The following is a 25,361-nucleotide window of genomic DNA, read 5'->3' as shown; positions in this document are numbered from 1 at the left end:
ACTAACATGTCTAAAATTATCTATACGATAACTGATGAAGCGCCGGCTTTAGCGACGCACTCCCTACTCCCTATTATCCAAGCCTACACTGGCAAAGCTGGTGTTGAAGTTGAAACTCGCGACATTTCTCTATCTGGCCGCGTTCTTGCCAACTTCCCAGAGAAGCTCACTGCTGATCAAAAAATTAGTGATGCTCTTGCAGAACTCGGTGACCTCGCAAAAACTCCTGAAGCTAATATCATTAAGCTTCCCAATATCTCCGCATCAATCCCTCAGCTCAAAGCAACAATCGCTGAGCTTCAGGGTCAAGGCTACGATATCCCAGACTTCCCAGAAGAACCAGCAAATGACGAAGAAGCTGCTATTAAAGCTCGTTACGCAAAAGTTCTCGGTTCGGCAGTAAATCCTGTTTTACGTGAAGGTAACTCTGACCGTCGTGCTCCAAAAGCTGTTAAAAACTATGCCAAAGCTAACCCTCACCGCATGGGTGCTTGGTCAGCTGATTCAAAATCACACGTTGCAAGTATGAGTGAAAAAGATTTCTATGGCAGTGAGACTTCAACAACTATACCAGCTGCGACTAGCGCAAAAATCGTTTTCAACGGCGCTGATGGTTCAGAAACTATTTTAAAAGATGGTCTTGGACTTCAAGAAGGCGAAATCCTCGACTCCTCAGTTATGAACATGGCTGCACTTCAGTCTTTTGTAGCAAAAGAAATTGCCGATGCGAAAGAGCAGGGCATTCTCTTTTCACTTCACATGAAAGCTACTATGATGAAAGTTTCTGATCCGATCATTTTCGGTGCCGTTGTAGAAGTTTTCTACAAAGACGTTTTTGCTAAGTATGGCGAACTCTTCGCTGAACTAGGCGTTGATACAAAGAATGGTCTTGGCGACGTTTATGCGAAAATCGCAGGCCACGCTCAAGAAGCTGAAGTTAAAGCGGCAATTGAAGCTGTTTACGCTGACTCACCTGCACTTGCCATGGTTGATTCTGATCGCGGTATCACAAACCTCCACGTTCCTTCAGACGTGATCATCGACGCTTCAATGCCCGCAATGATCCGTACTTCTGGTCAAATGTGGAATGCCGAAGGCAATGCACAAGACGCAAAAGCCGTTATTCCTGATCGTTGTTACGCTGGTGTCTACCAAGCAACTATTGATTTCTGTAAAAAGAATGGCGCTTTCGACCCTACTACTATGGGTAGTGTTCCTAACGTTGGTCTCATGGCTCAAAAAGCAGAAGAGTATGGCTCACACGACAAGACTTTCCAAATGGCTGCAGCTGGTACTGTTTCAGCAATTGATGCTGATGGCACAGTTCTTCTCGAGCAAACTGTTGAAGCTGGCGACATCTTCCGCATGTGCCAGGTAAAAGATGCACCTATCCGCGACTGGGTAAAACTCGCTGTTAACCGTGCTCGTGCAACAGGTTCACCTGCTATCTTCTGGCTCGACGAAAATCGTGCTCACGATGCTCAACTCATCCAGAAGGTTGAAGCTTACCTCGGCGATCACGACACAAACGGTCTCACTATTAAAATTCTTGCTCCTGTTCAAGCTACTGAGTACACACTCGAAAGAACTAAAGCTGGCGAAGATACAATTTCAGTAACTGGTAACGTTCTCCGTGACTACCTTACTGACCTTTTCCCAATCCTCGAGCTCGGTACTTCTGCAAAAATGCTCTCTATCGTTCCTCTCATGAATGGTGGTGGCCTCTTCGAAACTGGTGCTGGTGGCTCTGCTCCTAAGCACGTTCAACAATTCGAAAAAGAAAACCATTTGCGTTGGGACTCACTTGGTGAATTTCTTGCAACTGCAGTTTCTCTCGAGCACCTAGCAGCTAACTTTGATAACGCTAAAGCACAAGTTCTCGCAGAGACTCTCGATGCAGCAACCTCTAAGTTCCTCCTTAACGATAAGTCTCCTTCACGTAAAGTGAATGAACTCGACAATCGTGGCAGTCACTTCTACCTCGCTCTTTATTGGGCTCAAGAACTTGCTGCTCAAGACAAGGACGCAGAACTTAAGTCTCAGTTTGCGGCCCTCGCAAGTGATCTCGCAGACAAAGAAGAAACGATTGTGAGTGAACTTAATAATGCCCAAGGTGTAGCTATGGATATCGGCGGCTACTTTAAGCCAAATGATGCTAAAGCTTCTGAAGCCATGCGCCCAAGCGCAACACTCAACGCTGCACTCGCTAGCCTCTAGAGCTTAATTCGCTTCAATAAAAAGCCCCGTGAATTTTATTCATGGGGCTTTTTTATATCCTAGAGAGATAAGTTGAGCATCTTTAGGATTCTTCATACTAGTAGATCCTATTAAAGTGATCTCCCCTCTATTTACTTCTTTGTCGAGAAAGGCGTAAGAAAAAGTCGCGAACCTGCATAAGCGGGGGGCGTTTATTAGGGTTTACATTCAACAAGAGTTTAATAAAACTCGGCAATTTAGTATCTTTAAAATTTTCGATATAAGCTTCTCGTTCGGCATTCACTTCTGATGGATCAAGTTCTTGGAATACCTCTTGACCACTAAAAAGCTTAGCCGCAAGAATACCTAATGAATACACTACAGAAGCTTCATTGCGCTCGCCTCCTCCAATAATTTCAGGTGCCAAATATGGACAAGGTAATGGAGTTCCCAATTGCGAACAAAGCGCCTCTCTCAAGCCATAATCGCAGATCTCAACATTACCCTCACTATTTAAACAAACGTCCGAAGGCAAAACATCTCCAAAAACATTTCTTTTGCTTAAGGCGATCAACATAACTGTTGTTTGATCCAGAATAGTTGCGAGCTCATTTTTTGAAGTCTCTTCATTATTATCTAAATAGAGTTGCATCTGATAAGGTGCTTGAGGTCTCGATAAATAATAAGCCATGTCATCCACCTGAAAATACTTAGGTTTTACATAGCCCACTAAGTTCATTTGCGAATAGGCTCGAACAAGATTCACAATTTCATCAAGATCATACACTTGAGACCCTGACTTTTCGTAGACAAGGGTTTCACCATAGAAATCATTTTCTTTATTGTATGCTCGAAAAATATTAAGCTTAGGAAGCTTCAAAACGTGTTTATCGTAAATAAATTCTTCAGTCCCAACAGGAACACGAAAACTCGATCGACATTCGCTACAAGTCACCTTCTCAAACATCGAGCGAAAGCTAAATATACTCGTTTCTTTACAGGAGGGACAAAGCATATTGGCATGGTGTTCTACAGCCTCTTCTTCTAATGAATCCAACTCTGTCAAAAGAGTATCTTGATCAATAAGTTCACCATCCAAACGACTGGTTTCACTCGTATTAGTCGGCTCACAATTTGGCAGATTTAAATTTGCTTCAAAAGCACTTTTCAGGCTCTCTAACACTATTGATTTTTGTTGGGTCATCACCAAAAATTTTCTCCGTATCTTGGTATATATCTAATGTAAAACATCCCCACAAAACCATGATCCTTAGTAATATATAACCAAAAGAATTCACAGCTGATACGTTTTTTGCTAATTTTTTAAAATCATTTACTGAAATAGTTAAAATTGAACTGAAATAACTAGATCGAACTTGGACCAAGAACTAGACCTTAAGTCACAAGACTTCTCACTTAATGATTTCGACTTTTGAGCATATCTTCTTTTCTTATGTACAGAACTAAGCAAGTTGTTTGAATGTTTCCTACTTGAACTGGAAAAAAAACAATAGTTCTTTAGAATAGGTAGATTAATTTTTAGGCCCAAATTAGATAGCTAGCTAAGGCCCCACAACTTACAAAAGCTTGAGCCGATTTTTGAGCTCGAGAACAAAGAAGGATTTTTTGATGAAGTACAGAAGTACACGTGGTCAAACTGATGAGCTCCCATTCATGGATGCCATCCTCACCGGCCAAGCTCCTGACGGTGGTTTATTCTTACCCACTGAGCTTCCCGATTTCTCAGATAAACTCGATAACTGGAGAGACCTCAGCTATACCGAACTCGCGTTCGAAATTATGTCAGTTTTCGCTAACGACATCCCAGAAAATGACCTTAAAGAAATTATCGAAAAAGCTTATAGTTCATTTCGTCATGAAGATGTGAGTCCTCTCGCACCTGCAGGCAAAAACTTGATATTAGAGCTCTTTCACGGGCCAACACTTGCTTTCAAGGATATTGCTCTGCAGTTTTTAGGCCGCCTCTTTGATTATATTTTAGAAAAGCGTGACTTAAAACTTAATGTCCTCGCCGCAACTTCTGGCGATACGGGTAGTGCGGCCATTTACGGGCTCAAAGACTCTGAACGCGTTCACGTCTTTGTGATGCACCCGCACAATCGCACTAGTAAAATCCAAGCTATGCAAATGTGCACAGTCAATCAGAAAAACATCCACAACATTGCCGTTGAAGGTAGTTTTGACGATTGCCAGGGAATGATGAAGGATATCTTCAATCAACTCGACTTTAAAAAGCAACATGACCTAGGTGCTGTGAACTCAGTAAACTGGGGTCGCTTGCTCGCCCAAACTGTTTATTACTTCTATGCTTATTTCCGTGCGACTGAAAGTAATCAAGACAAATTAAGCTTCTCTATTCCTACAGGTAATTTTGGCGACATTTTTGCTGGTTACCTAGCTGCAAAAATGGGACTCCCAATCAAAAAGCTTTATTTAGCTACAAATGAAAATGATGTTCTTTGCCGTGCATTTGATACAGGCATTTACAAGAAAGGAACTGTACACCACAGCGTAAGTCCCTCAATGGACATACAGCTTGCCAGTAACTTTGAACGTTACCTTTTCTATAGTTGTGGTCAAGATGCTAATAAACTTAGAGAACTCATGGAAGAGTTCAAAGCGAATGGTGAGCTACACTACGACATCAGCTGTGACCTCATTGAAGCCAAACGCTGTGACACAGACTCAACTCTAGCGACCATCAAAAAGTATAGCCACGAAAATGATTATGTCTTAGACCCGCACACGGCGACAGGCGTTTATGTAGCAGACTTACTGGCACCAGATGAACAAATTGTTTGTCTCGCAACTGCTCACTCAGGAAAATTCCCTGAATCAATAAAGCTTGCCTGTGGTGAAGCTCTTGGCAATCACCCCATTTTAGATGCACTCAGCGAGGATGACATGAAATATCAAGTAGCTGATGCACACACCGAAACAATTAAATCAATCATCGTAAAAACCCTCGAGGAAGCATAGATGAAAGAAATCAAAATTGGCCTCCTGGGCTTAGGCACAGTGGCAAGTGGACTTGTTAACGCCATTGCCGACACAAAAGATCTTCTCGCGAAAAGAAATAATTACTCACTCAGCATTGCTGGAATTGCAGTTCGTTACCTCAATGCGACACGCGCCTGCGAAGTCGATAGCTCAATCCTAACAACTGATACTTTCTCAGTCGTCAATAATCCCGATGTTGATATTGTCCTCGAGTTAATTGGTGGAACCACTTTAGCTTATGATCTCGTTAAAAAAGCCCTCGAGAATGGTAAAGCAGTCGTTTCAGCCAATAAAGCTCTGATAGCAGCACATGGCGAAGAACTCTTTCAATTAGCTGAACAAAATAACACCGCCATCTTTTTTGAAGCAGCAGTGGCAGGTGGCATCCCCATTATCAAAGCCCTTAAAGAAAGCCTTGCAGGTAATCACGTCACCTCTATCTCTGGTATCCTCAATGGTACATGTAACTACATCCTCACTCAAATGCAGGAAAATGACCAATCTTTTGATGACGCCCTTCAAGGTGCCACTGACCTTGGTTATGCTGAAGCCGATCCCTCACTCGATATTGATGGCGACGACACTGCTCAAAAGACTGCGATCCTCGCAAGTTTAGCTTATGGCACTTGGTTTGGTACTGATGCTATTGATATTAAAGGTATTCGCGGAATCAGTCTAAGCGACATCCAATATGCCAAAGAATCTGGCTATAGCATTAAACTTCTTGGCTCCTATACTCTCAACGAAAAAGGTGCTGTTGCTCTTTCAACGGAATGTACACTTGTTCGCGAAGATAGTATGCTTGGCAATGTAAAAGGTGCATTTAATGCAGTCGAGCTCGAAGGAGATTTACTCGGTCCTGGAATGCTTTACGGTCAAGGTGCTGGTCAAAAACCAACTGCAAGTTCAGTCTTTGCCGATCTAATTGAAGCCGCTAGCCAATTCTGCAATGACACTCTTGGCCAGCAGCAAAAAATGATTTTCCGTGACAAAGCTGCTTTCATCTCACAAGAAGAACAAAGCTCACCCTTTTATCTTAGATTAATGCTTGAAGATTGCCCTGCTGTTTTCGGTAAAGTTGCCCTCATTTTGGGGAACTATGGCATTTCCATGGATTCAGTAAATCAAAAATCAGAAGCTAGCGCTGATGGAGTAAAACCCGTTGTCATTCAAACTCATGAAGTCTCTGTAGAAGCCATGAATCAAGCTGTAGCGGAAATCCAAGCATCTGAATATGTCCACGAACAAGTTGTACTCTATCCAATTAAAGCTTAGAAATTCTTAGAATCAGCTTTCGCATAAGCGAAAGCTGATCTAGCAAGCCTTAAAAATCCATGCAAAAGATTTGATTCGAGAGGCTAATCGAATTATTATTAGTTCAAACTTAGAAGTGAAATCTACATGAACCTAACACACAAATTCATATTACTACTCTGTAGCTTGATGATTAGCTTTGTCGGTGCGATGCCCGCAAATGCGATAATTTGTGTCTCTGATTCAGGTAAGATCAAGCTCGAACTTGGCTTTAATGGTTCCTGTGATTGTGAAGAGGAAAGCAGTGAACACATAGAGCACAATACCTGCGAAGATAGCGCATGTTCCTTTGTAGAAATTAAATCTGATGATTGTTCAGACTCAGAAATTGAGTCTTTTGAATCTGACCTACGTAGTCACTCCCTCGACTTCTCTTCTTATAAAACACTCAGTCTCTTTGACTTCAATTTAGACACTCACACCTATCCTCTTATCACAAAAAAAGCGTTTTGGCCTCTATCAAAACCTAGTCTCCCTCCTCCGCAATTGCGGACTATAGCTATTACTCAGCTACTTATTTAATCCCCTTTAATCTATTAAGCTTTTTTAGCTTAAACATCATTGTATTCACCTTAAACTTTGGTGAGTTAATCCATCAATATGCAAGATTAATCGGTATTAATTATGAAAAAAAACCTATTCTTCTCAGTGGTGCTAATAACTTTCGTTTCATGTCAAAGTTACAAGCCCATAGAACTAGAACCCCAAGAAATTTTAAATGAAATAGAAGCTCAGCGTTCCCGTAAGATTGAGCAAGAAACGTTCACTTTTGCTGAAGCCGCAAAAGCCATGAATCAAAATAATTTGCGCCTTCAGCAAATCCGTCAAAAATACCAAGGACTTCAAGAAGTCGCCAACATAAAAACACCTTGGGCCAATCCCACAATTACTGCGGGACCCGCAAAAGGTTCACGTCTAGAAGAGACTACTTCTAGCTCTACACAAGGTTTTGTGGGAATAGCCTTTAATATTCCTTTAGGTCCACGTTTACGTCGTAATGATGAACTCAATGAACTCAGTGCCCTCGCTGCTTTTAACGAACAAGTTTTGAGTCACCGCGAACTCTATTTCAGTTTACGAGAATCATATATCTCCTTTGCTTTATCACAAAAATCTATTCAACTTCACAAGGATATTGAAGCGACATTAACAACTACTCAAAAGGCAACAAAAAAACTCTTTGAATTAGGTTCAACTAGCAAGCTGAGCCTTACTGAAGTCAAACTTCAACAAGGTGAACTAAAGCTCGATAAGTTTGACCAAATGAGTCAGTCAAAACAATCTTTAGCCGACTTATCTTCATTACTCGTGATTGATGAAAAGCTCTTAGAGCAAGTCCAACTCGAAACAATTCAGCTCCCCGAAGAGAAAGTTAAATTTGACTCCCTCAAAGAAAAGTTCATCCTCAATAATCCCGATTTAGCTCGTGCTGAAATGGATTTTCACCTTGCCGACGCAACACTACGTCTTGAATTAGCTAAACAATATCCCGACCTAAGCGTAGGCTTTGATGCTGAGCAAGAAGTTGGAGAGCGCAAACGCACTTACTCTGTACCTTTCTCCATAGAGCTCCCTATTTTTGATCGCAATCAGCAAAGCATTGTAATTGCTCAGAGTGAACGTGAACAGCAACTATTAAATTATAAAGAAGTCTTGAACGCAAAAATAACTGAGCTCAAAAAAACTTATACACAACAACTCTTAAATCAACGAAAGTTAAAAATCATGCGTGAGGTCCTCATGCCTCTCTCAAAATCCAACTTAGAAGATGCCAAACGCGCCTTAGAATTGGGAACTATAGATGCCTTGCGTTACATGGACATGATTAAGGACCACCAAGAACTACTCCTGCAAGAAGTCCAGTTAGAGATCAATACGTGGGTAAAAACTATCCAAGTGGAAAAACTCTGTGGCATCCCCCTTAAAGAAACGACAAACGCTAATATCGACACACTCAAAATCAAGAAAATGGAACTTCAAAAATGAAACAGATCATAATCATTTTTATCTTTGCAGGCATCTTTTTTTCCTGCGATAACAAAACCACTCTACCCAAGAACCACCAAGCTCATAAAAACCACGACGGTCACAATCATGACGATCACGGCGGACATGACGATGCTACATGTAATGATGATCATGACGAACACGGCGGACATGACGATCACGGCAGTCATAAGGATGTTACATGTGACGATGACCATGGCGCCACTGAAGAGAGCCAAGAAATCTCTGAACAAGCCCTGAAAAATATGAAAGTTACAATTGAGGAGATTGATTCCAGTACTTATACAATTTTCAGTCCTATCCCAGCTTTCGTGAGTGATCACCCGCTTAATACTCGACCTATTTACGCTCCACTCGCAGGTCGCATAAAAAGCTTTACTCTTGAACCAGGCCAAGTTATTGAATCTAACTCCGTTTTACTCGAAATCATTCGCGACCCCATTAAGCGCCCTCAACTTAACTTAGTTCAAGATATACTGCGCCCCGCATCAGAGGAATACCATACTTCAATCGCCGCCTTGCGTTCTTCTGTCCGTAATTTGAAAGTTCTTAATAGTGAACTTAACAGATTAAAGGACTTTAAAACCGAAAGCGAGGGACTTTCCATTGTACCACAAAAAGACCTCATTGAACTTCGCTACGAAATCTCTAAATCAACACAAGAACTCGAGAACAATAGAGCCAAGCTCAAACTTCACGGATTAAGTGCCTCTGAAATTCAAAAAATTGAACAGGGTAAAGAACTAGTCCAAAGTCCAAGGCTTTGGCTCAATGCTTTAAAACAGAATAATATTTGGACTAAGTCCTCTGAGAACATCTTTTCACTCATGACTAAAGAGCAACAAAAAAACCGTTGGGTTATTGCGAGTATTGGTGAACTCTCTGCCGAAGAAATTGTCGACAAAAACTTGGTCGATTTTTTCACAAAAAATACAAGCGCATTGAAATCTTTTCTAGAAATTGCTAGCCTGCTTCAACAAGGTCATAGTTTGACCGATGTAGAAAACCTTTATGCTTTAGGTGCCCTGGAAAGCATTATAAAAATAAAGGCTCCTATAAATAAAAATTCATGGGATTTAAAGGAAATCAATATTAAAGCTGGTCAAGTAGTCGCTCGTGGCGATGTGCTGTTTACACTTCTTGACCCCAGTAAAATGTTACTGACTGCAGAACCCACGGGCTCTGAATATGGACTCATCAACAATGCTATTCAAAAACAATTCTTAATTGATGCCACTCCATTAATTAAGAATAGTTCTATCGAATTGAAAGATCTAAAAATATCTAAGATCACAGGTCAAGAACAAGGTCGAACTCTCGTATTGCTCCCTAGTGAAAATAGTATTTTGAGTGAACATAGTGTGAATGGCACGAAGTATCGTAACTGGAATTTACGCAAGGGATTAAAGTACACCTTGAAAGTACCAGTCAAAAAACTTGAAGACGTCATTGTTTTACCCTCAAAAGCCATCATTGACCACAGCTCCGATAAAGTTGTCTTTGTAAGAGAGAATGAAAAATTCATCCGCCGAAAAGTCATTGTCGTTTATCAAAACAATGATGTTGCTGTCATTGGCGAAGGCTCGGAACTTCTTCCTGAGGAAGCTATGGTTACTAATGGAGCTTTTGCTCTACAGTTGGCCTTGATAGCCGGGACTCCCCAAGCAGTTGATCCACATGCCGGGCATAACCACTAAGGGATAATCATTATGCTTAATAATATCATTTCCTTTTCCCTAAAAAACAGGCTTTTAGTCATCGGCTTAGCTTTAGTCATTTCACTGGTTGGTTTTTTTCTTGCCAAAGAAATGCCTGTCGATGTACTACCTGATCTCAACCGACCCACTATCGTTATCATGACAGAAGCTCATGCAATGATCCCAGAGGATGTGGAGCAGTTGGTCACTTTGCCTCTTGAACAGATTCTAAATGGAGCGACTGGTGTAGAAAATGTCATGTCGACTTCTGGCCTCGGCCTTTCAGTTATCAAGATTCAATTTGCTTGGGGCACCGATATTTATCGAAATCGTCAGATTGTGATGGAAAAACTTCCTTTGGCAAAAGCGCGCTTACCTGAAGGAATTGAACCTGTCATGGCCCCGGTTTCATCAATCATGGGACAAATACAGATCATTGGGGTCAATAGTAAAAGTGGTAAGTTCTCCCCTTCTGATATTCGCTCCCTAGCCGAATACCAAATCAAATATGACCTACTCTCTATTCCTGGTGTCTCCAAAGTAATTATAGGTGGAGGCTCGGCCAAGCAACTTCAAGCTATTATTGATGCTGATAAACTCCGTAGCTTTGGAGTGAGTATTCAGCAAATCGAAGCAGCGATTAAGAAAAACAATGGCAACAGCAGTGGCGCATTTATTAATCTTGGTAGCAAAGCTCCCGCCATCACTGTGCGTGGTTTAATCCAAAGTAAAGAAGATCTAGAAAAAGTCGTCGTCAAAGCTGATAATTTGCGACCCGTTCTTCTAAAAGATGTAGCCAAAGTTCAATTTGGTCCTTCTTCGATAAAAATAGGAGAAGCAGGTATCAATGGCTCACCTGGCATTTTAATGGTTATTATGAAACAGCCTGGGTACGATACAGTTCAACTCACGAAACAAGTTGAAGAACGTTTACAAAGCCTCTCATCTAGCTTAGATAGTGACCTTGAAATTAATACGGAATTATTCAAGCAATCTATTTTTATTGAGCGTGCTATTGATAATGTTATGGAGGCCGTTAGAGATGGTGGATTCATGGTCATTATCATTCTCTTCATTTTCCTCATGAACTGGAGAATAACCTTCATCACTTTGACGGCTATACCACTTTCGATGGCCTTAACCGTAATCGTCTTCTCCATTTTTGATGTCTCCATCAACACTATGACTCTTGGCGGGATTGCCGTTGCCATCGGAGCCTTAGTTGACGATGCCATTGTCGATGTAGAAAATGTTTTTAAACGTTTAAAAGAGAACTTCCAAAAAGAGGCTAACTTACGTGAGAATGTTTTAGTCGTCATATTCAAAGCCTCATCCGAAGTGCGCAAGCCTATTGTAATTGGTACCCTGCTAGTCATGGTTGTGTACTTCCCACTCTTTTTCTTAACTGGAATGGAAGGCAAGCTCTTTACTCCCATTGGTGTTTCTTACATCATCTCGGTACTCGCATCTTTATTTGTTTCTTTAACCGTCACTCCCGTCTTGTGTTATTTTTTATTGCCCAATTCACTGTCGAAGAACCCGCACAAAGAAACTTTTGTCGTTCGAAATTTAAAAGTCTTTGTCGCCAAAATCATTGTACTAAGTGTGAAGCATGCCAAAGCTGTTTTAGTCGTGCTCGTCATTGCCTTAGGAATCAGCATCAGTCTTTTATTGACTCGCGGCACACAGTTCCTACCTCCATTTAATGAAGGCGTGGCTCAAGTCAACTTAGTTCTTCCTCCTGATACCGGATTAGAAACTTCCAATGCATATGGATTGCGCCTAGAAAATTTATTGACAAAAATTCAAGGCATCAAAAATGTAACTCGACGAACGGGCCGCTCCGAAGGTGATGAACATGCTGAAGGAGTCAATACTTCTGAAGTCATACTGAGTTTTGATCCGGAGACTGAACGTAGCCCAGAAGAGATCATTGCTGAAGTCAGAGAAGAAGTCGATGCAGAATTTCCTGGTGTGGCCTACTCTATTGACCAACCCCTGGCTCACTTGTTATCCGCTATGCTTTCTGGTGTCAAAGCTCAAGTCGCCGTCAAAATCTACGGCCCAGACCTCAATATACTAAGATCCCTTGCCAAAGATGCGGAACAGGCTCTTAGTCCTATCAATGGTGTTAAAGACCTCATTGTTGAACCGCAAGTCTTGATCCCAAACATTTCGATTACACCGAAACGAGATCGCTTAGCTTTACACAGCCTTTCTGTCGAAGATCTTGGAAAAACAGTTGAGCTCGCCTTAGGTGGAGAAACTATATCTCGATTCATTCAAGGGCAATTCACTTATCCTATTACACTTGGTTTAAAAGAAGAGAACCGCAAATCATTAGATGACATTCGCAATCTTTATGTCCACAAGGCAAATGGTGCGCTCATCCGCCTCTCAGACCTCGCCGACGTAAGTCAAACTTTGAGTTCAAATAATATTAAACACGAAAACGTGGGACGTCGCATTATTGTTCAACATAATGTCGCAGGCCGATCTTTAGGTGAGGTGGTACACGATGTTGATTTAGCTTTAAATCCTATTCGTGAACGCATGGCAGATTTACAGGGCTATTCCTTAAAAATCAGCGGTCAGTTTGAAGCGCAAAGAAAAGCGACCAAGCGCATTCTATTACTGAGTATTGTATCTCTCTTGTGCATGGTTTTGATTCTGTATATGCACTTCAAATCAATCAATTTAAGTTTGCAGGTTATGATCAGTATACCCATGGCGTTTATTGGTGCCGTCGCCTATATAGTTTTGAGTCAACAAACCCTATCTGTCGCTACTTTAGTTGGCCTTATCTCTCTTGGTGGTATCGCTGCCCGCAACGCCATCTTACTCCTCGATCACTACATATACCTCCATCGTAAAGAAAAGGTCAAGTTCACCCCTGAACTCATAATTAAAGCGGGTCAAGAACGCATGGTTCCTGTGATCATGACGGCTTTAACGAGTGGCATTGCTCTAATCCCCTTGGCTCTAGCTCCTGGGCAACCAGGGAAAGAAATCCTCTATCCCGTCGCCACCGTCATCATTGGCGGACTCATTTCTAGTACAATTTTAGAATTCATCGTCAGCCCAGCTGCCTTCTGGTTATTTGGTAAAAAAGCAGCAGAAAGCAGAAAAACCCCAGAACAAATCAATTTAAACTAAGCACATAAAGGAAATACATATGAAAAAATTACTGACAGGTCTTATGACCCTTGCGACTATCGCAAATACTTCTTTTGCAGAAGATTCACACAAAGGACATGATCATAGCAAACATGCTGATCATGGCCATGGCGATCACGAGCCACACCCAGGTCATGGTGGAGAAGTGCTGAAGGTCGGAACATCTGCCTTACTTTGGTATGCTCACATGGAAAAAACTGGTAAGTTTAAAATTGTTCTTTTTAATGCCGATGGAAAGTCACCAAAGCTCATTGAGAAAGTCCCACGTTTAAATCTAGCACTAAAATCGGGTCGCAAGCAACTTAAATTTCTTGCCACGAATGCCGATTCAGAAGGAAAAACATCTACTTTTGAACTACAGGACGATTTACTCAAAGCTCATATTCACGGTCAAATTTCAATTAAAGTTGATGGCAAATCATACATGCTAAACCTTATTGATCACTGAACTCAGTGTTTATAAAACCCATAAGTTAACACTTGTGGGTTTTATTTTTTATCTGCATGAAACGCAAAGCGTTTCACTGTTCCACCATCGTGCTCGACTTCCTCATCAAACATAATCAAAGGTCTAATCCACAGAGCTCCTTCTCCGTACATGGGGCGGTAAATGACAAATTCTTCTTCCGTTTCGCTATGTTTAGCCACATCCACAAGCTCATAAAAATTGCCTTTGTAATGGCGATAAATACCTTTTTTCATCTTAAACCTTTAGTTTACAATTAATTTCCCCCAAGATAAGTTAATGATTTAAGCTAAGCAAGACTCGAATTATTGTAAGTCCCACAAGATGCTTCATATTTAAGGAATTCATTATCAATCAGCCTAAAGAGAAGTACATGCTTAAATATTTCAATTTTATTTTGCTCTTGTTTTTATGGAGCTGTTTTCACGATACAAGAACTGATATTCATTCAATCTCCAAAGATGTTTACACGCTGTCGTCAAGCCAAGGTCAACAAATCCTCAAGCGTAGTGACTCCTCACTCTACACAAAGACTAAAAAGTTCTGGGAACCACAAAGAAAAAATTATTGTGGAGTATGCTCCTTAACGATTGCTGGCAACACACTCAATAACACTAAAACCATTAACCAAGACAACTTTTTTGAGCATAAAGTTGCTGAAGAAGTTATTAGTCCTGCCATGGTCTCGCGCATGGGGATGACTCTAAGAGAATTAAAAGAAGCTAGTCAACGTATCCTACCTAAATTCCATATTGAAGCTTTTTATGCTCACCATGCCGGTTTAGATCTTTTCCGTCAACAAATCAAAAGCCTCACCCAAGACACACAAATTATCGTCAACTTTTCACGTCAATCACTGAGTGGCGATGGTATGCGCTCGGGACATTTTTCTCTTCTTACTTCCTATGACCCAGAAACAGGACGCGTTCTAATTTTAGAAGTTCAAGGAAGTCGTGAATCCTTTTGGGTTCAAGATAAAGACCTTTATTATGCCATGCTAGCCGAAGACCCCGTGAGTAAAATCCCACGTGGATGGCTTCGATTAACAAAGGAGTAGAACATGCCCTCTTATTTATTATATTTCATTCTTTTTTGCTCTTCTCTAGTCATTGCGGATCCCATTATCCGTATCCCTCAAATTGACTTAAAAAACACTTCTGTTGTCCGCTCAAAAAACGTCATGATTGTCTGTCAGGATGATAAAGCAGCTCAAATCGGTTTAGAAATTATTGAAGCTGGTGGAAATGCAGCCGATGCTGGTGTTGCGATTGCCTACGCACTGGCTGTCACACAACCCAAAGCCGGCAATATTGGTGGTGGTGGTTTTGCTCTCTATTATGATGCTGAAAGTAAAAAAACGACCGCCATTGACTTTCGTGAACGTGCTCCTTCTGCAGTAAAAAAAGAAGACTTCTTAAAAGCTGATGGGACTGTAGATAAAGATGCTCTGCGTTTTTCGCCTAAAGCGTGCGCCGTCCCAGGTACTCTGGCTGGCATAGAATATATCAATAAAAAATTTGGCATGCTCAAGCATAAAACTGTCATTGAGCCTGCTATTTTTCTAGCTGAGGATGGCTTTGAAATCTCCGCAGGACTTGCCTATGACCTCCAAACTAAGCAAGAATTTCTTGAGAAAAATGCAGAAGCCAAACGGATTTTTTATCCCGAAGGCAAAACCTTGCAAAAAGGTGATATTCTCGTGCAGGAAGATTTAGCGAAAACTCTGAAACGCTTAAAAAAATATGGACCCAGTTATTTTTACAATAGTCACCTTGGTAAAGAATTTGTCAATTGGCACAAAGAAAACGGTGGTCTCATAAGCCAAACTGACCTTAAAAAATACAAGGTAATTGAGCGCGAACCGGTCTTCGGCAAATACAAAGATCTCAAAATTGCATCTATGCCCGCTCCCAGCTCTGGCGGAATGCACTTAATTCAAATGCTCAATATTTTAGAAAATCATGATCTCAAAAATATGCCAAAAGATCAATACCTTCACTTATTGGCTGAAACAATGAAGCTCGCATATGCGGATCGCAGTCACTACCCCGGCGATCCTGATTTTAATTATATCCCCCAAAAAGAAATCACTTCAAAAAAGTATGCCAAAAAATTAAACCGTAAGATCAATTTAGAGCGTGCACGTCCTGCAAATGAAATTTCCCATGGCAAGTTTTTCTTCAAAGAGAGTAATGACACAACTCATTTCTCGGTTAGCGATCGACAAGGAAACGTCCTCAGTTTCACCTACACTATCAACTATAGCTTTGGTAGTGGCATCATTATCCCTGGCCTTGGTTTTTTCTTAAATAACGAAATGGATGACTTTGCTATTTTAGAAGGAGTCCCCAATTCTTATGGTTTACTCGGAGCCAAAGCCAACTTCGTAAAAAGCAATAAACGCCCATTGAGTTCAATGACTCCCACTATTGTGTTTAAGAAAGATGAACCCTTCCTATGTACCGGAAGCCCTGGTGGAAGCCGGATCATTAGTACTGTTTTACAAGTACTACTCAACATTGTCGAGTTTAACATGGACCTAAGAGAAGCCACTTTACGTCCAAGAATCCATCATCAATGGCTACCGGATCAACTTGAGTTCGAAACTGGCCTCGACGAAGAAGTTGTCGAGAGTCTCCAGAAAAAAGGCCATACTACAAAAGAAGTTTTCCCCTTTGGCTGTGCTGAAACTATTATGATGCGCTACGACGGTAAACACGGCTTTGCTGATCCTAGAAGAATTGATGGTAAAGCATTAGGTAAATAATGAGTCCCCAGCTTCAAGAAATATTTAGCGAAATGCAGGTTGCTCAAAAAAGTGGGAAACTCACTATCTTTCGCCTTAGCGTTTTGAGTCAGTTATTAAAAATCCCAAAAGGGGAAGTCACTACTTATGCTAAACTCGCCAAATCAATCAACTGCCGATCTTCTCAAGCCATTGGACAAGCTTTAAAAGCAAACCCTTGGGCCCCACTTGCTCCTTGTCACCGAGTCATTAAAAGCGATCGCAGTATTGGAGGTTTTTTCGGTCAACGCAGTGGCGATCAAATCACTAAAAAAATCAAGCTTTTAAAAGCAGAAGGTGTGACATTTGATAATGGAGGCAAACTCATTGCAGCTATCACAATTTATAATTTTGACTAGGAGAAATCATGACTCAAAGTAATGAACAGAAATTAAGTACTGACATGGCTCTTTTATTGGCGCGAATCACCTTTGGCGGAGCTATGCTCTGGGCCCATGGTTGGCCAAAGCTCGCTAATTTCAGTACAATTAGTGAAAAGTTCCCTTCTTTATTTGGACTTAGCTCAAGTACATGCCTTGGACTTGCGATCTTTGCCGAAGTCTTTTGTGCTATTTTGTTGATCCTCGGACTTACTAGTCGCTTTGCATTGTCCCAATTAATAGTCACCATGTCTGTAGGAGTCTATGTCAATCTATTTATTTTTCAGCGACAACTTTTTGACAGCCCAGGTAAACCCAGCGCAGAGCTTGCTTTCATCTATCTTATGGTTTTTGTAATTCTCATGATTCTTGGACCTGGAAGAGTTTCGTTGGACGCGGTCATCTCTGAGAAACGTGCTCAAAAGAAATCATCCAGTAAAAAGAAAGAAAACACCAGCTCCAAAAAAAAGTAGATTAATTACATTCATTCTTCGAACTTAATTTCTACTATATCAATTTTGAGATCTCAAAGTTATCCAGAAAAGACTTGCTTTTAAATTCTTCCTGTAATAATCTAAGTAGATGATTTTGGAGAAGATATGCGGCTTGTAGGAATTTTATTAATATGTTTCTTAGGCTTTTCAGCCCATGCTGAAAAGTTGAAAATTTATATTGATGCTGATTTCTCAAATTACTATGAATCAAGTCGTTCCATTGAAGTTGGCATACTATCCTCATTACATATTAACAAGCATAAACTATCTAATAATACTATTGAAGTCATTCGCCTCGATCATCGAGGAAATAATCGGCGTAGTCTCAAAAATCTGAAAATTGCCGCTGCGGAACCCAATACACTGGCTGTTTTTTGTGGGATGCATTCACCTCCAGTGCTTGCCAATCAAAAATTCATCAATGACAACAAAATTCTATTACTAAACCCTTGGGCGGCTGCAGCGCCTATCACTCGCAGCCAGTCCGATGAGAATTATATTTTTCGCCTTTCTTTAGATGATTCCACTGTTGGAAAATTTCTTATTCAAAGTGTAGCGAACGTTCACTCTGCCAAGAAACCCTACTTTCTGTTAGAGGATACTGCATGGGGGAAAAATAATTGGAAAACACTTTCTGCAGCTACTAATCAATTAAACATTGGAAATTCTGGCGTTTCATGGTTCAAATGGAACCTCTCGGATCATGCGATTAACGAAATACTTTTAAACCTAAAACAATCTGATGCTGATAGTATCATTCTAGTTGGTAATGCCAATGAAAGTTCTAAAATAGTCAATGCCATTAGTGAAAGCAAACTAAATTTACCCATTGTTTCTCATTGGGGAATTACTGGAGGTGACTTTTATAAATCACTTACTCCAAAAGCGCAAAATTACCCCTTATTATTCATTCAATCATCTTTTGATCTATCAAAAAATATTAATAACAAAACTCTTCAAAACTGTGCAAAATTATTCCCAAATGATTTTGATGGAACTTACATTAAGGCTCCCAGTGGTTTTGTTCATGCCTACGATTTAACTTCGCTCTTACTTGAAGCTGGGAAAGACCAACTCGACAAACGCCGTGTCGACCTTCGTGAAGCCATTAAAATCCAACTCGAACAAATGAACTCTCCCGTTCATGGTTTATTAAAAAAATATCAAGCGCCATTCTCTCCCTACACCATTAACACTCCCTTTAGTCACGAAGCATTAAGGATTTCAGATTATCGCTTAGCTTTTTACAATGAAAAGGGGCAAATTAATCATAGGAACACCCCTCATGATTAAGCCTCTATCAGCTTATAAAACAAGTATTAGTGTCATGATATTTATAGGTATTATTGTCATGATTTCCACAGCTTATATAATCAGTAATAAGCTAACTAACTATAGTCATCAAAGCTTTAAGAGTATGGCTGATATTCGCAGCCAACAGTTGCAAAAAGAAATAACGACATACTTGATTCAACACACAAAGCTACTTCATGACCTCGCTGAACTACAAGTATTTTCTCAAGCAGTCCTACAACCAGAACAAAGTGCCGAAGAGGCCCATAGTCTGATGAACTCTTGGAAACTCCTCGGCGAAACATACCCGCTCTATTTAGTCGATTTTGAAGGACAGTTAATTCGCAGCAGTAAAAATGCTAACAAAGTTTTTGTCATTAGCCCGACTATTAAGGCTATACTCAGAGAGGAACTTGATCATAATATTGATTTAATTAAACAGGAACCTAACCCTCGTGTTCGTTTAAGTGCTGCGGTTAAACACAATGGTAATACAGAAGGAGCTCTTATTAGCGAACTACCACTAATTGAAGTCTATCAAAACATGGCTGCCTTACTAGGCCAAAATGAAGGTCTTCAGATCTTTCATAATAACGATGAATTAACATATATTGGTCCAAATATCCCTAAAGCTTTTGAACAACGTATCGAATTAGGTAAAGGTTTTTGGGCAAATATTTATTTTGACTATGGACCCTTCATAAAAACTCGTAATCAGGCCTTAGCTCACTATTTACTCATTGCTTTTATCGGAAGTGTCATTATTTCTACCATTGGTTTTCTTCTGATAAATTATTTATTTGTAAAGCCGCTGAGTTGCCTAGAGGCACATATTAGTCAATGCCAACTCAAGCCGACTAAAAAAGCCAAGCAAGAAGTTTTTGTTCAGGAGTTTTATAATTTAAAAATTCTTTTTGATCAACTCACTTCAGTCTTACAAAACCGTTCAAAACACTTAGAGAACCTGAATTCTGAAATGGAACAACTCGTTCACTTAAGAACTAAAGAACTCACTTGTAAAATTCATGAATTACAAAAAATGAGCCAATTCAAATCTCAATTTTTTGCCAATATGAGTCATGATATTAGAACTCCTATGAATGCAATTCATGGCTATGCTGAGTTACTTCGCGAACTCGACCTTGATGAAGATGCGAAAAATTATTCTAATTCTATATATCACTCCACAAAAAGCTTGCTTATGATTATTAATGAAGTCCTAGATTTCGCCAAAATCATTGAAGAAAAGAGTGAGCTCAACCTTCGTGTTTTCAATTTCAATGAATTATTAAAAAGCCTCGAAAAGTTATACACGCGTTCATGTGAGGAAAAATCTTTGAAATTAAAATTCAACTTACTCGATAAGTCTAATATATGGGTTAAAGGCGACAAAGATCGCATTCGACAAGTCTTAGTCAACCTCATCAGTAATTCAATTAAATTCACATCTAAAGGCTCGGTAGAAATAATCTGTACATCTCATGACAAAAATGACAAAACTCTCATCAATGTAAAAGTAAAAGATTCAGGGAAAGGAATTTCCAAAACTCACTTAGGTACTCTTTTGAGTAAACGCAAGGAAAAAACACAATCTACACAGAATAACTACGGTTTAGGTCTAGGAATTTGTCAAGACTTACTCCAACAAATGGATTCTCAACTCACCATTCAGTCGGAAGAAAATGCAGGTTGCACATGTGAGTTTGATTTGGCACTAGAAAAAATTATTCAACCAGTTGTTGCTGCAGAAAAACCAATAGATTTCAGTAGCTTAGGCTTCAAACCAAACATCCTAGTAGTTGATGATAACCGTATCAATCTTGAACTGGTAAAGGATTGCTTAAAAGATTTACCTTTGAACTGCCATTTGAAAAATAGTGGACAAGCAGCCTTAGATTTCATTCAATCAAATGAAACTGATTTGATCTTGATGGATTGCCAAATGCCTCAAATGGACGGTTTTGAAGCCACGGATAAATTAAGGTCTCAGGGGGTCGACATCCCCATTATTGCCTTTAGCGCAAATGCCTTTCAAGATAACATTGATGAATGTTATAAAGTCGGCATGAATGACTACATCGTAAAACCATTTGATAAACATACTTTTTTAACTAAAATATTTGAATGGCTGAATGAGAAGAAGCTTTCTTCTTAAATATTTTACTTGGGATACAACATCGCCTGACGTAATTCATGCACTTTGCTTTCAATACCTAAGACTTCTAAAATCCCTGCAACAAAGTCAAAGCTTGTTCCTGCCCCGCGCGAAGTCACTACTTTGCCATCAATCACTACATTCTTCTCAAGGTAATATTTTGAATCAAATTCACTTTCCATTGATGGGTGACTTGTAAGCAATCTCCCATCTAGAGAACCTGCTTGTTTTAAAGCTATAGGAGCCGCACAGATAGCTGCTTGCAGCTTCCCCTTACAGGCAATGATAAATTCTTGAACTAAGGTGTCATCACGCAGTACAAAAGATCCAGGCAAACCTCCTGGCAAAACAACCCCATCATAGTCAGCTGCTTTCACTGCACTTAAAAGTTTATCCACCGCAACTTCAATTCCATGCGATCCTGTAATTGACAGTGCACCTACTCCTAACATATCCACTGTAACTTGCGCTCTTCGCAAAATATCTACGACACTAATAGCTTCAATTTCTTCGAAGCCTTCTGCAAATATCACCGCTAATTTTGACATTTTCTTCTCCTTAATCAATACCAAAAAAGGCAGTGAAATAAATCACTGCCTAATTATTCTAAATGAGCTATGAACTAAAGGTAAGATTCAACCTTAGAAACTAGGTCATCTTCACGCTGAGCTGCACCCATGAGAGTGTCTTGGAGCTCGCCGTCCTTGAAAATCATGATAGTGGGAATTGAGTTAACGCCGAATTTTACTGCGCTTGCATTAGCTTCGTCAGTATTAACTTTAGCTACTTTTGCCTTTCCATCAAGACGACCTGCAACTTTGTCAATAACAGGTGCAAGCATACGACAAGGACCACACCAGGGAGCCCAGAAATCTACGAGCGTCACACCCTCTGATACAGTTGATTCGAAAGAGTTATCATCTAGATTAAGTACTTGATCTGATGCCATGGTTAATCTCCTTATTTTAGAGTTTATAATTAAGATGGTGAAATCTATTCCTCTAAATTGGGAAATCCATCTTAAACAAAACTTTTCGCTAAGCTAATTTTTTTGGTGATTCAAAGATGCCAAACGAATACGCTCTGCTGGAACTGCCAATTGCATCAGCAAGTACTCACAAAAATCATCTGGGTAATTTAATTCACCAAGGGCCTTTTCCATACAAAGCAACCAAGCGTTGCCTTCTGTAGAAGTGATTTTCAAATGAGCGTGGGCTCTCGGGATAGCGATAGAACCGTATTTTTCTGTATAAAGACGAGGGCCACCCATCCACCCACTCAAGAAACAGTAAAGCTTATCTTCACTCACACTTAAATCGTCTGGGTGCATATTACGAATGATCTTAGCCTCATCAAGCTCGCACATCTGACGATAAAATTCGACGACTAATTTTCTTAAGCCTGTGGATTCACCCACTGCTCTATAAGTCGCATCACCTTGACCGTACTTAGAGTGTTGAATCTCCATCTATGATTGCTTAGTTAATGTACTCTTATCTGTATGCTCGAATTTACGGCCGTAAATATCTAAAAAAGTTGTTTGTGCATAAGACAAAGAATTTTCGCTTAAACTTAAGTCAATTTCAAAAGCTTCAGTTTTTGCTTTCTCTAACATGAATTTTGACTGTAAAATAGAATAGGCAGAGTCATCAAGTTCTGCTTTCACCTTGAACTTAACACCATCATTCTCTTCATAAGTACCATTGGCGAGAACGCAAACTCCACGAGGGATCGCAATCGAAAACATAACTTCATCAGTTCCCTTATCCCACATCCAATACCCCGTCTGATTGTGGTATATTTTACCATCATTCTTTCGAGTCACAACTTGGTGATAATGGAGCACCACTAAGTCCTGTTCTTCAGCATTATCCACATCTCCGACCGGACTGAAGGTAATCTTTTCATAAAATTCTGTCGTTTTATCTCCTTGAGGTTTTGGCGCTCTATCTACACCTGACTCACCTTCCCAAACACCAATAAAATTTGTTAATGGTCCGTAATCGACTTCTTGCTTAGTCATAATCATCTCCTTATTTTTCTTTCAAAATAAAAGCCCTGCCCTTTTTCTCAATTCGAGATCTGTAAAAGTCCGTATAAATGTCTAAAGTAAAATAAAAAACAAAGCTTATTATGATAGACATATGCGTCAACTGGTTTAAACCAGCCTTTAAGAATGATCAAGAACAAATTCTCTCCCGAGCAAAAGAAGCAGGTGTCACACATTTATTTTCTACGGGCTCTACTTTAGAAAATAGTATTCAGTCCGCTGAACTAGCTAAAGAATTACCGGAAGTTTTCTCGGCCACAGCCGGCATCCACCCTCATTACGCATCCACCTGGGATCAAAGCTGTAAAAATTCTCTCGAAAAACTTATTCAACTTCCTCAAGTTCGAGCTGTTGGTGAATGTGGTCTAGATTTCAATCGAAATTTCTCCACTCCAGAAGAACAGCTTCATGCTTTCCAAGAACAAATTGATCTGGCCATCAAATATCAAAAACCTCTATTCATGCATCAACGCGATGCCCATGAAGCTTTTATCGAATGCCTCAAGAGTAAAAGGAATCAGCTGACTAAAGGAGTTGTCCATTGCTTTACGGGAACCGAAAACGAGTTAAACGATTACCTAGAACTCGACCTGCATATCGGTCTAACCGGATGGATTTGCGATGAACGCAGAGGCTTTCACATGCATGAATTCATTACGCAAATACCCTTAAATCGCTTAATGATTGAAACAGATGCTCCGTATTTGGTTCCACGCACCATGAAACCGCGCCCTTCACGTAATGAACCCGCCTTTCTTCCTCATATTGTTCATCAACTTAGTGAAATTTACCAACTTCCATTTGCTGAAATCGCCAAACAAACAGAGAAAACAAGTAAAAGCTTTTATGACTTAGCATAAGACAGAAAAAGCCTCAACTCGTATTGAGTAGAGGCTTTCCTAAATCAAACTAAACGAAAGGTATTAGAACTTGTAAACAAGGTCCAACTGAGCAAGATCGCGCTTGTTATCTTCGTCTTGAGAATTGATTCTCTCTGTCATGTAGTACTTACCTTGAAGAGTCAAGTTTTTCGTGAGCTTGTACTTAGCTGCAATAACGTGACCTTCGTAACCGGCACCACCAATGTAATCAGAGTCCATAATCATAGATGGAACTGCATTCTCTTCCATATGACGCCAGTCATAGCTAAGAGAAAAATTACCTAAGACGACTCTTGAACCAATCATGTAGGCGATTTCTTCGTCATCCGCTTTGTTGTTGTAAGAATACTGACCATAAGGAACAACTTGAACATCACCCACATTGAGGTATACATCTGCAACAACATCGATGAGTTGTACTTCGTGGTCATCGACCTCGATGAAATCACCATCGGAAGCACTATTATCATAGTCTGTATTGTTGTAGTGGTAGTAAGCAACCGCAGCTTTAAATAGCTCAGTTTTCATACCCACTTGAGCTGCATAAAGCATTGTATCGTTTTCATTACGTCCACTGTTATTTTGTTGTACAGTGAAAGCACCCGCAGTTGCAAATACTGTCCCCATATCAACTTGGTAAGCAATACCAGTAGGTCTGTAGTCGCCATCAAAGAATGCTTTTGAAGTAAAGAATGGGTTTTTCATTTTACCGAGAATTACCGTTTGCTTTCCATCTTGTAAATCCCAGCTATGCTTGGCATAAGCATAATCTAAACGCAGATCACCAGTATCCCATGTTCCTTCATCACCGTAGGTATCGTTCGTTGAACTTCCACCAGCATCTCCAGTAGCAACACCAATGCCGATATCCCATCCTTCAGAAGTCTTCCATTCAGCACCAATACGTACGCGCTCACGGAAACGATCACGAGAACCGCCACCCTTCCCTTTCTTGTTGTCTTCCGATTGGTAGCGAAGTCTTAAATCACCTTTCACTTTGAGGCCTTCAACATGGCTACTTAAAGAGAGCAATGAAGACTGCTTGCTAACTTCTGATTTAATTTCATCTTTGATATATTTGTGAATAGCTTCATTGTGAACTGATTCCACGTCTTTAATCTGCTGGCGCATAGCCTGCATCTCTTGCTGCTGCTTAATATAAGCATTCTTGAGCTCTTCTAATTGAGCTGACACATCATCAGCCGCTGTGGCTGAAAGCGCTGCCGTCATAAGAGACGCAGCAACGATCTTTTTTACTAACATAATGATATTACCTTGTTTTGTTTACGTTTGTACAGATGCACATTTTTCCTGTATGCCTTAGATAATAAAGCGACCATGTTAAATCAGCTTTGTGCTTTTGTTAAACTCTTGTTAATTTTTGAAATTATTAAAAATAAAACTTGTCCAACATAGTCTACAGCTCTTTTATTACACAAGGAAAT

Annotated in this window: 22 protein-coding genes; 15 read left to right on the top strand and 7 right to left on the bottom strand. The window is 40.2% G+C overall.

All coding sequences use genetic code 11. The annotated features are described in order from the left end of the window. Positions 1-6: 6 nt before the first annotated feature. Positions 7-2,217 (top strand): NADP-dependent isocitrate dehydrogenase, encoded by a 2,211-nt coding sequence (locus PQO01_RS12590; protein WP_274314385.1) that lies wholly within the window; start codon positions 7-9, stop codon positions 2,215-2,217. A gap of 127 nt (positions 2,218-2,344) precedes the next feature. Here the strand turns inward: PQO01_RS12590 and PQO01_RS12585 are convergent, their stop codons facing one another. Continuing rightward, positions 2,345-3,400 (bottom strand): protein kinase domain-containing protein, encoded by a 1,056-nt coding sequence (locus tag PQO01_RS12585; protein WP_274316142.1) that lies wholly within the window; start codon positions 3,398-3,400, stop codon positions 2,345-2,347. 425 nt (positions 3,401-3,825) lie between these two features. Here PQO01_RS12585 and thrC point away from each other — a divergent pair, with 425 nt between their 5' ends. From thrC to PQO01_RS12550, 7 genes are all read left to right on the top strand, one after another. After that, on the top strand, positions 3,826-5,196 hold the full coding sequence (gene thrC / locus PQO01_RS12580; protein ID WP_274314384.1) for a threonine synthase: 1,371 nt from the start codon (positions 3,826-3,828) through the stop codon (positions 5,194-5,196). Beyond that, on the top strand, positions 5,197-6,492 hold the full coding sequence (locus PQO01_RS12575; protein WP_274314383.1) for a homoserine dehydrogenase: 1,296 nt from the start codon (positions 5,197-5,199) through the stop codon (positions 6,490-6,492). It abuts the gene before it with no gap. A gap of 126 nt (positions 6,493-6,618) precedes the next feature. Beyond that, on the top strand, positions 6,619-7,053 hold the full coding sequence (locus tag PQO01_RS12570; RefSeq protein ID WP_274314382.1) for a hypothetical protein: 435 nt from the start codon (positions 6,619-6,621) through the stop codon (positions 7,051-7,053). A gap of 102 nt (positions 7,054-7,155) precedes the next feature. Beyond that, positions 7,156-8,517 carry a TolC family protein gene (locus PQO01_RS12565; RefSeq protein ID WP_274314381.1) on the top strand — a complete coding sequence of 454 codons (1,362 nt, stop codon included), beginning with the start codon at positions 7,156-7,158 and terminating at the stop codon, positions 8,515-8,517. Continuing rightward, positions 8,514-10,235, top strand: coding sequence for an HlyD family efflux transporter periplasmic adaptor subunit (locus PQO01_RS12560; RefSeq protein ID WP_274314380.1), 1,722 nt, complete (start codon positions 8,514-8,516; stop codon positions 10,233-10,235). The genes PQO01_RS12565 and PQO01_RS12560 overlap by 4 nt, the downstream gene beginning before the upstream one ends. Before the next feature lie 12 nt (positions 10,236-10,247). Further along, positions 10,248-13,391: an efflux RND transporter permease subunit gene (locus PQO01_RS12555; protein ID WP_274314379.1), complete on the top strand. Its 3,144-nt coding sequence runs from the start codon at positions 10,248-10,250 to the stop codon at positions 13,389-13,391. Positions 13,392-13,410: 19 nt separating this feature from the next. Beyond that, positions 13,411-13,860 (top strand): hypothetical protein, encoded by a 450-nt coding sequence (locus PQO01_RS12550; protein ID WP_274314378.1) that lies wholly within the window; start codon positions 13,411-13,413, stop codon positions 13,858-13,860. Positions 13,861-13,901: 41 nt separating this feature from the next. On the opposite strand, the gene PQO01_RS12545 is transcribed toward PQO01_RS12550, so the two are convergent. After that, on the bottom strand, positions 13,902-14,114 hold the full coding sequence (locus PQO01_RS12545) for a DUF1653 domain-containing protein (RefSeq protein WP_274314377.1): 213 nt from the start codon (positions 14,112-14,114) through the stop codon (positions 13,902-13,904). Between the two features lie 137 nt (positions 14,115-14,251). Between PQO01_RS12545 and PQO01_RS12540 the strand changes: the two genes are divergently transcribed. The 6 genes from PQO01_RS12540 (at position 14,252) to PQO01_RS12515 (ending at position 20,985) form a co-directional block, all read left to right on the top strand. Then, a complete protein-coding gene (locus tag PQO01_RS12540; RefSeq protein WP_274314376.1) occupies positions 14,252-14,935 on the top strand; it encodes a phytochelatin synthase family protein in 684 nt (227 codons plus the stop codon). 3 nt (positions 14,936-14,938) lie between these two features. After that, positions 14,939-16,645: a gamma-glutamyltransferase gene (gene ggt, locus PQO01_RS12535; RefSeq protein ID WP_274314375.1), complete on the top strand. Its 1,707-nt coding sequence runs from the start codon at positions 14,939-14,941 to the stop codon at positions 16,643-16,645. Beyond that, positions 16,645-17,022, top strand: a complete 378-nt coding sequence (locus PQO01_RS12530) for an MGMT family protein (protein ID WP_274314374.1) — start codon at positions 16,645-16,647, stop codon at positions 17,020-17,022. The genes ggt and PQO01_RS12530 overlap by 1 nt, the downstream gene beginning before the upstream one ends. 8 nt (positions 17,023-17,030) lie before the next feature. Beyond that, positions 17,031-17,516 (top strand): DoxX family protein, encoded by a 486-nt coding sequence (locus PQO01_RS12525; RefSeq protein WP_274314373.1) that lies wholly within the window; start codon positions 17,031-17,033, stop codon positions 17,514-17,516. A 126-nt stretch (positions 17,517-17,642) separates the two neighbouring features. Then, a complete protein-coding gene (locus PQO01_RS12520) occupies positions 17,643-18,830 on the top strand; it encodes an ABC transporter substrate-binding protein (RefSeq protein ID WP_274314372.1) in 1,188 nt (395 codons plus the stop codon). Beyond that, on the top strand, positions 18,823-20,985 hold the full coding sequence (locus tag PQO01_RS12515) for a response regulator (protein ID WP_274314371.1): 2,163 nt from the start codon (positions 18,823-18,825) through the stop codon (positions 20,983-20,985). The genes PQO01_RS12520 and PQO01_RS12515 overlap by 8 nt, the downstream gene beginning before the upstream one ends. Positions 20,986-20,990: 5 nt before the next feature. On the opposite strand, the gene PQO01_RS12510 is transcribed toward PQO01_RS12515, so the two are convergent. The 4 genes from PQO01_RS12510 to PQO01_RS12495 all read right to left on the bottom strand — a co-directional run bounded on the left by PQO01_RS12510 (position 20,991) and on the right by PQO01_RS12495 (position 23,008). Further along, a complete protein-coding gene (locus tag PQO01_RS12510) occupies positions 20,991-21,533 on the bottom strand; it encodes a DJ-1 family glyoxalase III (protein ID WP_274314370.1) in 543 nt (180 codons plus the stop codon). A gap of 74 nt (positions 21,534-21,607) precedes the next feature. Continuing rightward, positions 21,608-21,934 (bottom strand): thioredoxin, encoded by a 327-nt coding sequence (gene trxA, locus PQO01_RS12505; protein WP_274314369.1) that lies wholly within the window; start codon positions 21,932-21,934, stop codon positions 21,608-21,610. Positions 21,935-22,027: 93 nt separating this feature from the next. Next, the gene (locus PQO01_RS12500) at positions 22,028-22,453 is read right to left on the bottom strand and encodes a group II truncated hemoglobin (protein ID WP_274314368.1); all 426 of its coding nucleotides are present in this window, start codon (positions 22,451-22,453) and stop codon (positions 22,028-22,030) included. Further along, positions 22,454-23,008 carry a heme-binding beta-barrel domain-containing protein gene (locus PQO01_RS12495; RefSeq protein ID WP_274314367.1) on the bottom strand — a complete coding sequence of 185 codons (555 nt, stop codon included), beginning with the start codon at positions 23,006-23,008 and terminating at the stop codon, positions 22,454-22,456. 110 nt (positions 23,009-23,118) lie between these two features. Between PQO01_RS12495 and PQO01_RS12490 the strand changes: the two genes are divergently transcribed. After that, complete coding sequence (locus tag PQO01_RS12490; protein WP_274314366.1) at positions 23,119-23,895, top strand: TatD family hydrolase; 777 nt, start codon at positions 23,119-23,121, stop codon at positions 23,893-23,895. Between the two features lie 63 nt (positions 23,896-23,958). On the opposite strand, the gene PQO01_RS12485 is transcribed toward PQO01_RS12490, so the two are convergent. Then, positions 23,959-25,179: a putative porin gene (locus PQO01_RS12485; RefSeq protein WP_274314365.1), complete on the bottom strand. Its 1,221-nt coding sequence runs from the start codon at positions 25,177-25,179 to the stop codon at positions 23,959-23,961. Positions 25,180-25,361: the final 182 nt, after the last annotated feature.

The organism is Lentisphaera marina, assembly GCF_028745505.1.
In the GTDB taxonomy this organism is placed as follows: Bacteria; Verrucomicrobiota; Lentisphaeria; order Lentisphaerales; family Lentisphaeraceae; genus Lentisphaera; species Lentisphaera marina.
Note: the sequence above shows the minus strand (reverse complement) of the source record. Positions and strands in the feature narration are given on the sequence as shown.

Bases quoted from the DNA above. Each gene is read 5' to 3' on its own strand.
- PQO01_RS12590 (WP_274314385.1), top strand. From the start codon at position 7: ATGTCTAAAATTATCTATACGATAACTGATGAAGCGCCGGCTTTAGCG.
- PQO01_RS12585 (WP_274316142.1), bottom strand. From the start codon at position 3,400: ATGACCCAACAAAAATCAATAGTGTTAGAGAGCCTGAAAAGTGCTTTT.
- thrC (WP_274314384.1), top strand. From the start codon at position 3,826: ATGAAGTACAGAAGTACACGTGGTCAAACTGATGAGCTCCCATTCATG.
- PQO01_RS12575 (WP_274314383.1), top strand. From the start codon at position 5,197: ATGAAAGAAATCAAAATTGGCCTCCTGGGCTTAGGCACAGTGGCAAGT.
- PQO01_RS12570 (WP_274314382.1), top strand. From the start codon at position 6,619: ATGAACCTAACACACAAATTCATATTACTACTCTGTAGCTTGATGATT.
- PQO01_RS12565 (WP_274314381.1), top strand. From the start codon at position 7,156: ATGAAAAAAAACCTATTCTTCTCAGTGGTGCTAATAACTTTCGTTTCA.
- PQO01_RS12560 (WP_274314380.1), top strand. From the start codon at position 8,514: ATGAAACAGATCATAATCATTTTTATCTTTGCAGGCATCTTTTTTTCC.
- PQO01_RS12555 (WP_274314379.1), top strand. From the start codon at position 10,248: ATGCTTAATAATATCATTTCCTTTTCCCTAAAAAACAGGCTTTTAGTC.
- PQO01_RS12550 (WP_274314378.1), top strand. From the start codon at position 13,411: ATGAAAAAATTACTGACAGGTCTTATGACCCTTGCGACTATCGCAAAT.
- PQO01_RS12545 (WP_274314377.1), bottom strand. From the start codon at position 14,114: ATGAAAAAAGGTATTTATCGCCATTACAAAGGCAATTTTTATGAGCTT.
- PQO01_RS12540 (WP_274314376.1), top strand. From the start codon at position 14,252: ATGCTTAAATATTTCAATTTTATTTTGCTCTTGTTTTTATGGAGCTGT.
- ggt (WP_274314375.1), top strand. From the start codon at position 14,939: ATGCCCTCTTATTTATTATATTTCATTCTTTTTTGCTCTTCTCTAGTC.
- PQO01_RS12530 (WP_274314374.1), top strand. From the start codon at position 16,645: ATGAGTCCCCAGCTTCAAGAAATATTTAGCGAAATGCAGGTTGCTCAA.
- PQO01_RS12525 (WP_274314373.1), top strand. From the start codon at position 17,031: ATGACTCAAAGTAATGAACAGAAATTAAGTACTGACATGGCTCTTTTA.
- PQO01_RS12520 (WP_274314372.1), top strand. From the start codon at position 17,643: ATGCGGCTTGTAGGAATTTTATTAATATGTTTCTTAGGCTTTTCAGCC.
- PQO01_RS12515 (WP_274314371.1), top strand. From the start codon at position 18,823: ATGATTAAGCCTCTATCAGCTTATAAAACAAGTATTAGTGTCATGATA.
- PQO01_RS12510 (WP_274314370.1), bottom strand. From the start codon at position 21,533: ATGTCAAAATTAGCGGTGATATTTGCAGAAGGCTTCGAAGAAATTGAA.
- trxA (WP_274314369.1), bottom strand. From the start codon at position 21,934: ATGGCATCAGATCAAGTACTTAATCTAGATGATAACTCTTTCGAATCA.
- PQO01_RS12500 (WP_274314368.1), bottom strand. From the start codon at position 22,453: ATGGAGATTCAACACTCTAAGTACGGTCAAGGTGATGCGACTTATAGA.
- PQO01_RS12495 (WP_274314367.1), bottom strand. From the start codon at position 23,008: ATGACTAAGCAAGAAGTCGATTACGGACCATTAACAAATTTTATTGGT.
- PQO01_RS12490 (WP_274314366.1), top strand. From the start codon at position 23,119: ATGATAGACATATGCGTCAACTGGTTTAAACCAGCCTTTAAGAATGAT.
- PQO01_RS12485 (WP_274314365.1), bottom strand. From the start codon at position 25,179: ATGTTAGTAAAAAAGATCGTTGCTGCGTCTCTTATGACGGCAGCGCTT.